The sequence below is a fragment of the Kerstersia sp. genome (genome assembly GCF_052103615.1).
Classification (GTDB): domain Bacteria; phylum Pseudomonadota; class Gammaproteobacteria; order Burkholderiales; family Burkholderiaceae_B; genus Kerstersia.
This window is the reverse complement of the sequence record NZ_JBQEKA010000078.1, coordinates 1-15130: the sequence shown is the minus strand read 5'-3', so window position 1 is coordinate 15130 and position 15130 is coordinate 1. Positions and strand designations below refer to the sequence as shown.

At 62.8% G+C, this 15130-nt stretch carries 13 protein-coding genes; 3 read left to right on the top strand and 10 right to left on the bottom strand.

What is annotated here, in order from left to right:
• The 4 genes from ACTJGZ_RS13220 to ACTJGZ_RS13205 form a co-directional block, all read right to left on the bottom strand.
• A partial coding sequence (locus tag ACTJGZ_RS13220) for a TonB-dependent receptor plug domain-containing protein (RefSeq protein ID WP_441663380.1) occupies window positions 1-1132 on the bottom strand: 1132 nt, incomplete at its 3' end.
• 260 nt (window positions 1133-1392) lie between these two features.
• Window positions 1393-2346 carry a FecR domain-containing protein gene (locus ACTJGZ_RS13215; RefSeq protein WP_441663379.1) on the bottom strand — a complete coding sequence of 318 codons (954 nt, stop codon included), beginning with the start codon at window positions 2344-2346 and terminating at the stop codon, window positions 1393-1395.
• Entirely contained in the window at window positions 2339-2956 is a 618-nt protein-coding gene (locus tag ACTJGZ_RS13210) for a sigma-70 family RNA polymerase sigma factor (protein WP_441663378.1), read from the bottom strand. Before ACTJGZ_RS13210 ends, ACTJGZ_RS13215 begins: the two co-directional genes overlap by 8 nt.
• Window positions 2957-3089: 133 nt before the next feature.
• Entirely contained in the window at window positions 3090-3992 is a 903-nt protein-coding gene (locus ACTJGZ_RS13205) for an AEC family transporter (protein WP_441663377.1), read from the bottom strand.
• A gap of 120 nt (window positions 3993-4112) precedes the next feature.
• Here ACTJGZ_RS13205 and ACTJGZ_RS13200 point away from each other — a divergent pair, with 120 nt between their 5' ends.
• Window positions 4113-4388 carry a response regulator transcription factor gene (locus tag ACTJGZ_RS13200; protein ID WP_441663376.1) on the top strand — a complete coding sequence of 92 codons (276 nt, stop codon included), beginning with the start codon at window positions 4113-4115 and terminating at the stop codon, window positions 4386-4388.
• A gap of 150 nt (window positions 4389-4538) precedes the next feature.
• Window positions 4539-6128 (top strand): glutamate--cysteine ligase, encoded by a 1590-nt coding sequence (gene gshA / locus ACTJGZ_RS13195; RefSeq protein WP_441663375.1) that lies wholly within the window; start codon window positions 4539-4541, stop codon window positions 6126-6128.
• Between the two features lie 141 nt (window positions 6129-6269).
• Here gshA and ACTJGZ_RS13190 read toward each other — a convergent pair whose 3' ends face one another.
• Window positions 6270-7964: an FAD-dependent oxidoreductase gene (locus ACTJGZ_RS13190; RefSeq protein WP_441663374.1), complete on the bottom strand. Its 1695-nt coding sequence runs from the start codon at window positions 7962-7964 to the stop codon at window positions 6270-6272.
• Window positions 7965-8373: 409 nt separating this feature from the next.
• Between ACTJGZ_RS13190 and ACTJGZ_RS13185 the strand changes: the two genes are divergently transcribed.
• On the top strand, window positions 8374-8919 hold the full coding sequence (locus ACTJGZ_RS13185; RefSeq protein WP_441663373.1) for a hypothetical protein: 546 nt from the start codon (window positions 8374-8376) through the stop codon (window positions 8917-8919).
• A gap of 264 nt (window positions 8920-9183) precedes the next feature.
• Here the strand turns inward: ACTJGZ_RS13185 and ACTJGZ_RS13180 are convergent, their stop codons facing one another.
• From ACTJGZ_RS13180 to ACTJGZ_RS13160, 5 genes are all read right to left on the bottom strand, one after another.
• A complete protein-coding gene (locus tag ACTJGZ_RS13180; RefSeq protein ID WP_441663372.1) occupies window positions 9184-10851 on the bottom strand; it encodes a thiamine pyrophosphate-dependent enzyme in 1668 nt (555 codons plus the stop codon).
• Between the two features lie 91 nt (window positions 10852-10942).
• Window positions 10943-11896, bottom strand: coding sequence for a LysR substrate-binding domain-containing protein (locus ACTJGZ_RS13175; RefSeq protein WP_441663371.1), 954 nt, complete (start codon window positions 11894-11896; stop codon window positions 10943-10945).
• 12 nt (window positions 11897-11908) lie between these two features.
• On the bottom strand, window positions 11909-12631 hold the full coding sequence (locus ACTJGZ_RS13170) for a B3/B4 domain-containing protein (protein WP_441663370.1): 723 nt from the start codon (window positions 12629-12631) through the stop codon (window positions 11909-11911).
• A 181-nt stretch (window positions 12632-12812) separates the two neighbouring features.
• Window positions 12813-13577: a DUF1460 domain-containing protein gene (locus ACTJGZ_RS13165; RefSeq protein ID WP_441663369.1), complete on the bottom strand. Its 765-nt coding sequence runs from the start codon at window positions 13575-13577 to the stop codon at window positions 12813-12815.
• 210 nt (window positions 13578-13787) lie between these two features.
• Window positions 13788-15011 carry an endonuclease domain-containing protein gene (locus ACTJGZ_RS13160; protein WP_441663368.1) on the bottom strand — a complete coding sequence of 408 codons (1224 nt, stop codon included), beginning with the start codon at window positions 15009-15011 and terminating at the stop codon, window positions 13788-13790.
• Window positions 15012-15130: the final 119 nt, after the last annotated feature.

Below are 15130 nucleotides of genomic sequence, written 5' to 3'. Positions count from 1 at the left end.
CGACCAGATCCACATTCTCAAGACGCAAACCCATGGCCAGGCTGCCGGCCCAGCTTTTGGGATGGAAAGTGCCAGGCCGCTCCAGCGTGCTATCCCCCGACGGCCCGATGATGCTGCTCAAATCGTGGGCGCCGCTGCAATTGGCTTCGCTGCCTGGCTGGCAGTCTTTGCGGTACTCGTCGGTCCGCACAAAATAACCTGCCGTCGTGCCCGGCTCGACCGGCGCGCCCGTGTTATTGCCGATCAGACTGCCGCGCACACGCATGCCGAAACTTTGCCCCTCCGGCACCACATCACTGGCGGCCAGCGTGCGCGCGCTGACCAGACCGCCCACGGCGCCCGTGCCCTGGGCGCTCATGCTGGGGCCTTTCTCTATCGTGATGCCGCCGATCAAATCCGGGTCCACATAGCTGCGCGAGGCGACCCCCGCATAACCGCGGTAAACCGTCGTTTCCTGGCGCGCACCGTCTATCAGCACCGGCACCCGCCCCTGGCCCTGCATACCGCGGATATTTACATCCAGTCCGCCGCTGTTGCGGTTCTCGCCAATCAGAACGCCCGGGATGCCCTGAAAAATGTCGCCCACCGAGGTCCCGCGAAAACGCTCGATGTCATCACGCGTCAGCACATTGACTGACTGCGGGGCGCGGTAGGCCGCATCCTTGGGGTTTTCCGGCGTGCCAAGCACTTCGACCGCTTCCAGGCTGGCGACGGATGCCCGCGCCGCGGGGATCGCCTTAATGAAATAGCGCCCCTGCGATTCCGTGACTTCCAAGCCGCTGCCGCTCAGCATGCGTTCCAGCGCTTGCCTGGCTGTCAGCGTGCCGTTGACGGCAGGCGCTGTTTTGCCTGCCGTCAATGCGCCATCGACCGAGAGATACACGCCGGTCTGCGCGGCCAGGCGGCTCAAGGCATCCGCCAAAGGCGCCGCCGGCAAGTCCAGCACATGCGTGGCGGCGACTGCGGCCGGCGTTTGCGCCTGCACGGGCGCCCACACATCCTGACCGAGCGCCAGCAGCGGCAAAGAGATCAATAAGGTCGCCCGCAGCACCGCGGACGCACCTGCGTTCAAGGGAAAACGCCGCAGCGCTGACGGCGGAATACTGGGTTTGGGCCCGGAGCAGACAGACATGGATATCCTGGAACATGGGAGAAGATGTCTGGCGCCGCACACTCTGGCAGCCAGGCATTCTGAATCACTCATGTAAGGGGGCCGGATGAAACGCGGAATCACGAACCTGTTAGGCGGATTATGCTGAGAATTATTTGTATCAACATTTTTCTGGTCTGCCCGCGCAGCAATTTCCGCCCCCGCCGGCATCCCCTGCCGCGCCCTGTTGGCCACGGCAAACTCGGGTTGCGTGAGATCGTCTTAGCTTGTCTTAGCTTGCATTACCTGGGCGCCACGGTCACCCACCACGGTGAGCGCCGTCGGATCATGACCGGCAGGCTGCGGGCAATCATGTCCAACGCCACGTCCGTATCCAGCGCCGGGAAGGAACCCACCAGGCGCAGCCCGGCAACTTCCGGCGCGCAAGCGATATGGCCGCGCCGGTAGCGCGACAACTCCTGGATGAATTCCCCCAAAGGAACATCGTTGGCCAGCAGCAGGCCGCGCGTCCATTCGCGCTGCATGGCGCCCGCCGCGCCAGTGCGCAACACCGTTGCCGGTGTCATGACGGCCTGCTCCCCTGCCGGGATGACCCATGGTTCCTGCTGACTCCCGGCCGGCTGCAGGGCAACCGCCCCCTCATAGACCGAGACCGTCGTCCGTCCGTCCTGCGCCAGCACGGTATAGCGCGTCCCCAGTGCCCGCGCGCTGCCCGCGCGTGTCGTCACGACAAAAGGCCGGGTTTCACCCGCGGGGCTGGCCGTGACGATATGGATTTCTCCGTGCAAGAGCTGAACCTCGCGCAGCGCGGCGGTATAGTGCAGCCGGATAGCGCTGTCGGTATTGATCCAAAGCTGAGTGCCATCGGGCAAGGCGATTTGCTGCAGTTCGCCCACCCCGCTGTGGTAATCGGCCGTCCAGCCCTGCCAGGCGCGGCTATTGAGTGTCGCCCAGGTGCCGGCGCCCGCGCCCGCCAGCAGCAGCATGCTGCGCAAGACCTGGCGCCGCTGCCCCAGCGCGGATTGCAGCGCGGAACGCGCAGCCGGATCCCGCGCCATCCCGAATTGATCGCTGAGCGCCTGCACCCGCTGCCAGGCCTGGGCCTGAGGGCTACCATGCGCCCCCAGCCATGCGCGCCAGCGCCGCACATCCGCATCGCTGGCCTGGCTGCTATTGAGCAAGGCGAACCATTGCGCCGCTTCACTCAGGATGCGGCGATCCGGCAACTCAGGCATGCGGTGCTCCGCGCCCGGCGACGCACTCGTCCTGCTGATCCAGCAGCAGGCATTGCAGCATGGCTTGCGACATGTATTTGCACACCATGCGCTCAGACACTTTCAGGCGTCCGGCAATTTCCGCATAGGTCAGGCCGTCGAACTGCGCCAGCATGAATGCCTGGCGCGGCTTGGCCGGCAGGCTTTCCAGCATATTCAGCAGGCGTGTCAGCGTTTCCAGAATCAGCAGGCGCTGTTCCGACGAAGGCGCCACAGGCTCCGGCTGGGCGGCCAGCGCCGCCAGATAGGCCTGTTCCAGATTGCGGCGGCGCCAATGGTCAACCACCAGCCCCTTGGCGATCGTCGCCAGATATTTTCGCGGTTCGCGCAAGGGCGATATATCTGCGGCGCGCTTGCGGGCCACTATGCGCAGAAAGGTATCCTGGGCCAGATCGGCCGCATCGGCTTCATTGCCCAGCCGGGCGCGCAGCCAGTCCACCAGCCAGTGGTGATGATCCCGATAGAGGGCGTCCACCGGCAGCGGCGCCGTACCAGCGTTGTCGATAACAGGATTCACCCGGGGTCCCTGCGAAGCGAGAGGTTCAATATTGAGGTTGGGAATGTATCGCATTGGCATTTCCATGACAATCGCTACCCCGCCGCTTCCCAGCCGAACCGTTGGTTAGCCGAGACACATCTGTCTCAGCCCGCCGGCCCCCATCCTTACGCTGCGCAGTTTCTCCTGCGCGCTTCCCCCGGCGCCCCTACACCCTGAGAAACCACAACAGCAGCGGCGCCAGCACCAGGAAAATACCGGTAGAGACCAGCACCGCGCCAGCGGCTTCGTCACCCTGATCCGTATAAGCGCGCGCATACATATAGCTCATGACGGCGCAGGGCATGGACATCTGCAGCACCACGGCGTTGGCGATCAGCGGCGGCGCATCCAGCATCCAGGTCACCAGCAGCGCCGTGGCGCAGCCGCCAATCAGGCGCAGGGCGGCCATCAAGGACCCGGCGCGCAGGCCGGACGCGGGAATCTGTGACAAAGCATGCCCCAGGCTGAGCAGCATCAGGGGCACCGCCAGACTGCCCAGCATGCGCGCCGATTCTAAGGTCCAGTCGGGCAGCCCCCAGCCCAGCGCGCGCAGAATGACGGCCAGCACGCACAAGGCCATCGTCGGATTGCGCCAGGCGCCGCCGCGCGCGACCCCGCCAGGCAGGATGCGCAGACCGACGGTATGCTGCAAGAAAGAGGAAACCGTGAAAATGGCCACGGCCACAGCCAGGCCGGTTTCACCGAATGCCATGTAAGACACCGGCAAGCCGATATTGCCGGCATTGGGCATGCTGGTTGTCGGCAGCAGCTTGCGCACCGGCAGGCCCGCCAATTTCAAGCCAGCGGCCGCCATCAGCGCCGCAGCCAGCATACAGGCCAGGGTCAGCAACACGACATCGGCCAGCAGCGCGTTATCCAGCGTGCTGGTCATCAGGGTATGGAACACCAGCGCGGGCGTCGCCACCAAGGTCACAAGCTGCGAAATGAACTGCCCGGCAAAAGGCAGGCTGCGCCGGCCCCAGACGAACCCCGTCCCCACCACGACAACGGTCGGCGCCAGCAAAGCCAGCGCGCTCAGGTAGAACTGCATCATCGACATCGGTGCCATGCGTATCCTTGACGGCCAGACACTATGCACGCGTGCATGGCCCCTTGCTTCGCCATAAAAACGTAACAATAATCTTTCTCACTGCCGCTTCCTGTCATGCGGCAGGTTGGAACATAGGCTATGACACTCTTCACACACAATATCCTGTCCGCCAGGGAACAGGAGTGTTTGGTATGGGCGGCGCACGGCAAGACCAGTTGGGAAACCGGCGTCATTCTCGGCATCAGCGAGCGCACCGTCAACTTCCACCTGCAGAATGCCAGCCGCAAATTGCGCGTCAACGGCAGACGCGCCGCCATCCTGCTGGCCATGCACAGAAGGCTGATCCACCCTCTGCCGCCATGGCATGGCGCGGATTTGCCAGCCTCCCGGCATCATAGCGCCATGTCGGCCTGAAGCAAGGCGTGGCGCGGCGAAAATAGGCCTCTCCCCCTGGCTGGCCGAGACAAAGCTAATGGTTTTACCTGTTTCCGGTAGGGATTCAACACCGAGTTGGCTGCAAACCCGTAAAATCGGCTCCCTGTGAATACGATAAAAAGAGTCGATGTGACCGATCTTCTGCTATCTCGCCTGCAACGCCTGGACAATCAACGCGACATTCTCGAACGCATGCAACGCGGCATCGAGAAAGAAGGGCTGCGCGTCAATGCCCAAGGCCAGCTGTCGCAGGCTCCTCACCCTGTTGCCCTGGGTGCCGCACTGACGCATCCCCACATCACGACCGATTACTCCGAAGCGCTGCTGGAACTGATCACCGACCCGTTCCCAAGCACGGAAGCCGTGCTGTCCTCCTTGCTGGATACCCATCGCGCCACCTATGCCGCGCTGGGCGATGAACTGATCTGGAACCACTCCATGCCCGCCAGCCTGCCGGCTGACGCGGATATTCCCATCGCGTGGTACGGCACCTCCAATAGCGGCATGCTCAAGCATGTCTATCGGCGCGGCCTGGCCGTGCGTTATGGCCGCTCCATGCAATGCATTGCCGGCATCCACTACAACTTCTCGCTGGATGACGCCATCTGGCCGCTGCTGGGCATGCCCGGCGCCAGCCTGCGCGAACAGCGTGATGCCGGCTATATCGCGCTGGTGCGCAATTTCACGCGCTCCAGCTGGCTGCTGATGTACCTGTTCGGCGCTTCGCCCGCCATTGCCAGCAGTTTTCCCGCAGCCGAAGACGGCGGCCTGGAACGCTGGGATGCCGAGACCCGCTACCTGCCATATGCCACCAGCCTGCGCATGAGCGACCTGGGCTACCAGAACAAGGCCCAATCGCAGCTGAAGCTCAACTACAACGATCTGGATACCTTCCTGGAGCGTCTGTATAACGCCGTCACCACGCCGTGGCCGGCCTATGAGGCCTTTGGCACCAAACGCGGCGATGAATGGATACAGCTCAATACCAACGTGCTGCAGATCGAAAACGAGTACTACTCGAACATCCGCCTCAAGCGCAGCACCAAACGCTGCGAGCGGCCGCTGACGGCCCTGGATGAGCGCGGCGTGCAGTATGTGGAAGTCCGCTGCCTGGACATCGACCCCTTTGAACCGGCAGGCATCAACGCCGAGACCATGCGTTTCATGGATGCGTTCCTGCTGTATTGCACCCTGGACGAGAGCCCGGCTTTCACCCCCCAGGGGTATTGCGAACGCAGCAGCCAGAACTTCGCCAAGGTCGTGCGCCAGGGCCGTGAACCCGGCCTGATGCTGGAGCGCAACTGCGAAGCCGTGTCCCTGCCGCAATGGGGCAACGATATTCTGGACCGCGTGCAAGCCTGCGCCGATCTCCTGGACCGTGTTCATGGCGGCGACCTGCACAGCCGGGCCGTGGCCGCGCAGCGCGCCAAGCTCGCAGACCCCGAACTGACCCCCTCGGCCCGCCTGCTCGACGGCATGCGCCAGGCCAAGGCTTCCTTCATCGAATATGGCCTGAGCACGAGCCGCGCCCACGCCGATGCCCTGCGCAGCGAGCCGCTGACGGCAGCCGTTCAGGCGCAGTATCAGGCGCAGGCCGAACGTTCCCTGGCGGAGCAACACGCCCTGGAGGCCGACCGCCGCGAAAGCTTCGATGAATATGTGGCGCGCTATCACGCCAATCTGCAACGCCCGCATCACCCGCAGCATAACGCTGCCTGATCGGGCTGCCGGGCAGCCGCATACACCTGCCCGGTCACACCCGCTTTGACTGGCGATGACCGGCTGTGCCCCCTGCGCCAGCGCAGGGGGCGCAGCGTTCACGCCCAGGGCATTGCGCCCCGGGCGGCCGCTTTCGCGGCGTTAGGCCTTGGCGGCAGCGTGCTTGGCAATCCGCCAGGCAAACACCATCGCCGGGCCTATCGTCGTGCCCGGGCCGGGATACGTTCCGCGGAACACTGAAGTCATATCGTTGCCGCAGGCATACAGGCCATCAATAGCCTGCCCTTGCGCATCGAGCACCTGCCCGTTCACATCCCCACGCAAACCGGCGCTGCAAGCCAGGTCCATGGGAACCACGCGCAAGGCGTAATACGGCCCCTTATCGCGGATAGGCCGCATGCACGGATTGGGCTGCTGCGCCTCGTCCCCGTTGAAACGGTTCATCACACTGGTGCCGCGGCCGAAATCGGCATCCACGCCAGTCTGGGCCAATTCATTATGGCGCCGCACCGTCTGCTTCAGTGCCGCGGCATCCACACCCACCTTGGCCGCCAGCGCGTCCAGCGTCGGCGCTTCGCTCAGGTAGCCCTTGCGCAATTTTTCCGCCAGGCCCTTGCCGCCGGGCATGACCAGCCCCAGGCCATAGGATTTGATGAAATCCGCGTCGCAAATCAGCCAGGCTTCGCTCAGCCCGTTGCGCAGCATGCCCATGCAGAAATCATGGTAAGAGTCTGATTCATTGACGAAGCGCTTGCCGTCGCGGCCCACCGCAATCAGGCCGGGCTTGGCGCGATCCAGCAGAATATGCGGCCAGATGCCGCGCGAACCGTCGGCACGCTTGATGAACGAGCACGGCATCCACAGCGCCGGGCTGTCATGGCCATCGTCAAACGCCGCCCCCGCCTGCATGGCATGCACGATGCCGTCACCGGTATTGGTCTCGGGCGCCTGCGATTCCAGGCTGACCAGCGCCGGGAAATACTGTTTGCGCAAGGCCTGGTTCCAGGCCACACCGCCAGTCGCCAGGACCACACCGCGCCTGGCCCGGATACGCTTCTGCCCTTGCGGGGTATCCACAATCGCCCCCACCGCCTTGCCGGACTCCAGCAGCAGCTCTTTGAGCGGCGCATCAAACAAAATGGGCACCTTGCGCTGGCGCAGGCTGTAGAACAGCCGCGCCACCAGGGCATTGCCCATCAGCAGGCGCGTCCCGCGGCGGTAGCGCAGGCGGTCCAGCGCATAGCGGCCGACGATACTGACCGTGGCCTTGAAATTCCCCAGCGAAGCAAATGGCTTGAGCAGTTGCGCCAGTTCCGCGCGCCCGACCATCATGCCGCCCAGCCCCATGAACTCCTGGCGCGGCGGGCGCACCCGGTCAAATTCCGCCCCCAGCAAGCGGCCGTCGAAGGGCAGCGGGCCCAAGGCACGGCCGCCAAACGCAAACCCCGGCCCATCCAGATAATCCGGGTGGGCGGCAGCGGCCGCAAATTTCACTTCGGTATTCTTTTCCAGCTCGTCTATGGCTTGCTGGCCGGCTTCGAGGAAGGCCGCGCGCACATCATCGCCGCCCCTATCCCCGACAATCGCCCGCAGAAAAGTGGCGGCGTCTTCGATATTGTCTTGCGCGCCCACGCGGCTGCCCTGTGAGTTACCCGGCACCCAGGTCGTGCCGCCAGACGTGGACGTATTGCCGCCCACCTGCCCGGTTTTCTCGCACAGCAATACTTTCAAACCGCTCAAAGCGCCGACCAGCGCGGTGGTCATCCCGCCCGCGCCCGCGCCGAATATCAGCAGGTCAACCTCCTCGTCGAACCCTGCCTTCTGTTGATCCGTCATGCAGCCTCCATCCCCTTGTTATGCATCCTGCCGAACAGGAATCGTGGCATGCGCGGCAGGCGGTTGATCAATACCATGGAATTATATTCTTAATTGGAATCTGATTCCAATTAATTGCCCGGAGAGGGCTGTCTGCCTTGCCCCAGGCATTGCCACACCCTCACAAACAGGGGGAAAAGCGCCTCGCCGCAGCCGCTTTCATGAGAAGGATCAATACTGCTTCGCAATCCCATTTGCAAATCAGCAAAGGCTGACGCACAATCCTTTACAAATCCTGAAAGTTAATTCTTTCTGCAGCAGTTCTAATGAAGTCCCCGCCGTCCTCCGGACGGTACGCCGTACCTATTGCCGACGCCCGGCCCCGCGCCGCGCCCGGATGCCTGTTCAATCCTTTTCACGAGTTTTCATCATGATCGGAAATACGCTGGATCAAGCAAAGAAACGCCTGCAGCTCGCTGGCGCCGCCGCGGTTTGCGTGCTCGCCGCCGGCTGCGCTTCGCTGGGCGGCCCCGAGCCTTATTCCGCGCAAGCCTGGGTAGGCAAGCCTGTAGCTGCCGCCACCAAGGTTTTCGGCCAGCCGTCGGCAACCAAGGCGCAGGCCAATGGCGCAACCGACTATGCCTGGTATGGCCTGTATGACCGCACCTATGAGCAGCCGCTGGGCTACTTCATGGATCCGGGCTATTACCAGCCGCCGTTCGAACAGTTCGACGGCCCGGATTACTACCCGCCCCTGGCAGCCTTCGGCAACCCGGCCTTTGATGGCCCCTACCCCTACCCGGAGTCCGGCCTGAACTATGTGGCTGAGCGCCGCCTGGTCAAATGCAAGGTGTCGCTGACGGCAGAACAAGGCGTCATCAAGTCGTTCAAGGTGCAGAACCTGACGACGCCCGACCAGTTCATGGCTGGCGGTTGCGACAATTACGTCACGAACTGGGTTCAACAAGCCCAGTAATGCCGGCCTGACGCAGGCGTGAGGTGGCCTCAGGCCGCCCCGCCTGCCTGATGCTGCAAAAGGCCTGATGCTGCAAAAGGCCTGATGCTGCAAAAGGCCTGATGCTGCGAAAAGCCAGGTGTTACGAAAACCCCCTGCCGGTGCATACCGGCAGGGGGTTTTTTCTGAAATGGCCTCTCAGCCCCTGATTTCAGCTTGCGGCCCTTCAGTTTGCAGCCCTTCAGTTTGCAGCCCTTCAGTTTGCAGCCCTTCAGTCGGCGGCCCTTACTGCCCGGACGGCGCCGCCATGCGCGCGAAGTCAGGATGCAGGAACTTCCATGGGCTGGTATCGCTGCCGCGCGGCACCACCACCTCAATCAGCACAGGCTGGTCTGCGGCAAACGCCTGTTCCAGCACGGCGCGCAAGGCGCCCGGGGTCTGCACGCGATGCGCCTGCACGCCAAACGATTCGGCGAATTTGATGAAGTCCGGGTTGACCAGCTCCGACCCCAGCAACCGTCCGCCAAAAGCCTCCTGCTGGTCACGATAGACATTGCCGAAGGCACTGTTATTGAACACGATGGTCACGACATTGATGCCGTATTGCACCGCTGTCGCCAGCTCCTGCGCCGCGAACATAAAGCCGCCATCGCCGCAAATAGAAACCACGGCTTTGCCGGGGTTGGCGACCTTCACGCCCAGCGCTGTCGGAAAACCGAAGCCCAGGGTTCCCTGCTGGCCGGAGGTCACCAGCGTGCGCGGCTCATACACCGGGAAGCCGAAAATGGACGTAAAGCCGACCTGGGAGATTTCCTCAACAAAAAAACCGTCGCGCGGCAGCACGTCCCGAATAACACGCAGATAATCCAGCTGCGGCTGAATGCTCTGTATGTCCTGCTCCGCCGCCGCCTTGGCCGCTGCCAGCTCGGCATCGCGGCGCGGCGGCGTGCCGCTGCGCCGGACTTCCTGCGCCAGGGCCAGCGCTCCTTGCGCCGCATCCGCCAAAATGCTGGTGTCCACATTGATGCGCCGGACTTCCGCCGGGTCGATGTCAATGCGGATCAGCTTCAAGCCTGCCGGACGATGGCGCCAGCGGATATCGAACAGTTCAAAGCGCGACCCGATCACGATAGCGACATCCGTTTGCGGCCAGAGCCGCGCGCCCGAGGCCACCGTAAAACCCAGCGGGTGATCGTCCCCCACCACCCCGCGGCCGCCGCGAAAGCTCACCACCGGCGCGCCCAGCGTCTCGGCCAGCTCACGCACTTCGGCACTGGCATCCAGCGCGCCGGAACCCACGAAGATCATCGGAGCGCGGGCAGCGCTCAACAAGGCTGCGGCTTGCGCCACGGCATCGCTATCCACCGGCGGCGTGGGCTGCAAGGGCAGCGGCGCCTGGGTGCGCACTTTCCCCGGCTGGGTAAAGAAATCCCACGAAGCCTGTAGCGATACGACGCCCGGCCGTCCTGAACGCATTTCCTGAAAGGCCCGCGCCACTTGCCAGGGCGTATCGGCAGGCTGCTCAATATGCGCCGCCCATTTGCCCAGGTCGCGCAGGATATCGAGCTGTTTGGGCAGCTCGTGCAACTGCCCCCGGCCTCTGTCCTTGAAGCCGCTCATCACATCGCCGGTGATGGCCAGCACCGGCGCGTTGCAGCCATGCGCCGTCAGCATGGCCGCGCTGGCATTGAGAATACCCGGCCCGGGCACGACGGCAAAAACCCCAGGCTTGCCGCTGGAACGCGCATAGCCAAAGGCCATGTAAGCGCTGGTTTGCTCATGGCGCGCGCCTATGCTGCGGACGCTATCCTGGTTGCGCGCCAGCGCATCCGTAAAACCATAAATCTGCGCGCCCGGCAGCGCGAAAACGGTATCGACGCCATGGGTTTTCAGGCCATGCACCAGGGCATCGCCACCGGTCATGGCATAGGCGGCATTCGGGTCTGTCGGCATATCACTTGTCTCCTGCCAATTAGCTTGTGTACGTTAATGGATTCACGCGGCTTGCCGCCGCCAGCCTGCTGACGCGGCGCGGAACAGAGGCCTAGATGGCATATCCTGGCGGCACGGCATCACCCGGGCTGAGAAATGGGGAGTTGCGGCAATGCTCGAAAACGAATTGCCGGAACCACTGCTGTTCGGGGGAACGCTGGATGCGGCTATGCCATACCATCCAGTAGCGGAACCGATGTTCAATGAACGATAGGGGCCGCGCGCATACGGCGGCCTGCTGCGACCATTGCCGGGCAATATGCTCAGGCAAGGTCAGCAGCATCTCGCTTTGCTGAATGACGCTCAGCGCCGCGCTGTAGAACGGCACGGATAGTTTCAGATTCCGGCGCAAATGCTGGCGGCGCAGGTGCGCATCGACAAAGCTGTCTTTATCACCGCCCATGCTGATCATGACATGCGGCCAGGCCAGATACTGCGCCTGCGAAATCCGTTCCTGCCGCGCCAGCGGATGGGCCGCGCTCATGCAGCAAACTGGCGCATCCTCGCCCAGCACCCGGCCGTGATAATCTGCCGGCGTCTCTTCCAGCATGCTCGTCACCAGATCGACTTTCCCGTCTTCCAGCCAGTCATAGCGGTCGGCCTGCCAGATACGGAATTCGACACTGACGCCCGGCGCCTGCAACGCCAGGTCATGCAGCAAGCCGGGCAAAATATATTGCGCGACATAATCCGAACCCGCCAGGCAGAAACGGCGCTCACAACTGGCAGGAGAAAACTCGCTGGGTGAACTCAGGCGCTCCAGGCCTGTCAGCACCTCGCGCAACGGTTCCAGCAACGCCTGGCCGCGTTCGGTCAGCACATATTCGCGCCCGCGCCGCACCATCAAAGGGTCGCCCAAGGCCTCACGGAACTGCGCCAGATGACGGCTCAGGGCGGGCTGGCTCGCGCCCAGCAATTTGGCCGCCCGGCTCAGGTTGCGAACTTCCAGCATGGCCGCCAATGCCCTCAACTGCGCAACACTGAGTTGGTGAAAGGCAAGATTCATGGCCGGCGGCGGTCAGGCCAGCGCGATCTGCATGGCAGGCTGCCTGGCATCCAGCACGGCCTGCCCCAGGCAAACGCCTGCGCAATACTTGCCGACCAGCGTCACGAGATCCGCCATGGCCGCCTCGACATCAGCCTGGTCTGTCGGCGGCAAGCCGTCGATATCGAAAAACACGCAGGATGTTCCGGGCAGCGTGCGCGTATCGGCAGCCTGGCGCCACGTCCAGCGCCGGGTCAGGACGCGTGCGCCTGCCGCCAGCACGATTTCGCCTGCGGGAATGCTTTCCGGCGCCTGTCCGGCCTCGGCCAGGAAGCCGTCACCGGCGCTGGTCTTGCGCAGGCTGATGGCCTGCGACGCGTCATGAATGGGATGCACGCCCGCAGGCAGCAGGTAGCGCAAGGACAGCAAATTGCCGATATCCACCAAAGGATTGATATCCGGCAGCGCATCCGGTTTCAGCACCCGGCGGCTCAAGGCCTCGATGGCGCTGCGATGCTCGGAAGGCTTGGCGCCAAAACGGCGATAGGCATCCCGCCAGGCGGCAATCTGCGGATATTCCGCGGGGTTGCCGCTTACGCGCTCGCGCAAGGCCGCTTCACTGGCACGCAACAACGCGCTCAAGGACGGATCCGGCCGCGTATTGTCCAGGCCCTTGAAAACGACCACACCGCGCCGGTATGCCGGATGCTCTTGAAAAATCTCAGGGTGGATCGTGTAGGAAAAAGTCATCGACATGCTGCCTCGCTGCAAAGCCCGCCCCCCAGGCCGGAAGGGATCTCAGCGACTATACACCTGGGCTGCCGGCCCATTCATGCAGAACATGGATAACAACTATCCCACAAATAAATACATCAAAGACCTTCTCTAGACAGCGGCCATCCAAGCAGCCGTCAGCCCTCAATGACTCAAACCGCCCTCACTGCGCCCGCAATACCACCATGCCGGGTTTGGTTGCCATATAGGCCTGCAAGGGCGCATCGACCACTTTCATGACACCGGCCACAGACGACGCATTGCGGAACCAGACCTGCCCATCCCGCCGGATGGCAATCCCCACATGCGTCACATCCAGGCCCTCACGCGGCGTATAGACCCCAACGTAATCCCCTGTCTGCAAATTCTCCAGCACCTGGGCATTGATGGCCGAGGCAGGAATGTAGTCTATCGTCCGCGGAAAAGTCCCTATTCCTGGCACATACTCCGACCCGTCAGCCTTGCGATTCAGCACCTTATCCACGGCCACATACAGGCCGCCCAGCTCACGCGTCACATCGGCCGCGTTATGGGGTTCGGCTGCCGCCCAATCCGAGAAAAAGTGGCGGCGGTGCCGGTAATCCACCGTGCCGCCGGCATATCTGACATCCGCCAGCCGCGCCAGAAAAGCCGCCGCATCCTCTGCGCGGCTAAGCGCTTCCACATAATCAATGAACGTAAAGCAATCGACCTGATTGAAATCCGCAACCAGCATTTCCGCCGTATCGCGAGAGCCAATCAAAGTATTTGCCTGATAAGGCACCCCCAGAAACGCCGCCGACAACTGTCCCAGCTTATCGCCATGCCCCAGCTCCGGCGGCAACGCGGCACGGGTTTGCAGGATTTCCATCACCCGGCCGCTAGTGCGAGGATCGGTTTTAACCAGGTAATGGCTATCTTGCGCCCAGGCAGGCTGAGATACTGTCACGGCCAATACCAACCCGGCCAACCCGGCCAGCCATGGACTTGGATTTCCAGAGAAAACGCGCATGATTTCCTTGAGGCAGGCCTGCAGGCCAATGAAAGCGGAAATGACGCGTCAGGATACTCGGGCCATGACAGAAAAAACAATACCGGCACGGCACGCGGCAACAGAACCGCGCGGTCTCATCCTGATATGCGCTGCGCCCTCTTTCTATCACCCGGCATCACGAAATGGGCTACGCAGCGCCTGGCCCGCCGCATAGTGGGGAGCCTGAGGACGCAACGGTGTCGGCGCAATATTCAGCCAGCACGCCTCATGATGAAACTCCATCAGTGCCTGCTTCACGCTTGCGCATAAAGTCTCGTTGCTTTGAAGCTGCAAGCGAATCTGCGCAAAATAATCAGCGCGTGTCGCTGCCAGTTGCTGGAATGCAGCCTGAACCGCCTGATTCCAGGTCTCTGACGGGCCTGGGGGCGGCGCGGCAAATGGCGCCAGCACCGTATTTTCCGCCGTTTGTTTCCTGACCGGCCTCTCCTTGTCACTGATAGCTGCGACACGCCCCCTCAACTCATCCAGGGTTTGCTGATACATTTCCCGCAGCCCCTCCTCGCCATCGGATAACCAGGCCTCTATCTCCACGCGTTGCCGTGCCAGCGCCATGGCACCTTCTATATGCACACGTTCGGTCTCGAAAACCGTCCTCGGGACAAGCAAGGCATCAGTAACACGCTGCCTCTCACGGCTGTCCTCCAGGCTCTGGTTAACAGCCTCCACGGCCGCACCAAACTTCGCAGTCATGGCCTTCACACCTTGGATGGTTTTCATGGTGGCCCGCCCGAGTTGCTGGGCAGCAGGAACTGCCGGGCCTGAGGGTACTGATAACGCGGCCCATGCTGTCTCGACCTGCCCCACCGCTACGTCCGGCGCCTCAAACACCAGCTTGGCCGGAATCCTTAAAGTGACGTAGCCCCGGGCGCCCAGAGCGGCATCCCGCTGCCGGTCTCGCGCACGTGCCTCAGGCGAAGAATGGTAAGTGGCGCCGTCTATCTCCACGATCAACTTGTCATTGACGAGAAAATCCACCCGGTATGGTGGCATTTTCACTTGCAAGGCCAGCGTGAAGCCCTCGCCACGCAAGCGGCCACTCTCAGGCAACAAACGGTGAGCCTGCAACATGGCCCGCAGAAATGCGGTTTCCGCAGGGGACTCACACAAATTCAGGAAATATTGTTCCCAGTCAGGCGTCTGCGCTGTCGCGCGCCACAGCGGGGGTACCGTCTCAGGTGCTGGGGCGGGCTTGCGCCAATCCTCCAGCAAAGACCAGGCGATCAATGCGGCGGGCAGAAACAGCCAGGGGAACACCAGACCGCCAAGCGACAGCCCCAGCACCATCGCCAATCGGCCTGCCAGGTTATGAATCTGTGTTTGCTGTGTCATAACGCGATGAAACGCCTGTGCCTGGACGAAAAAAAAGCACCTTGAAAAAGGTGCTTTTTTTTAGAATCTTTTGGCGGAGCGGACGGGACTCGAACCCGCGACCCCCGGCGTGACAGGCC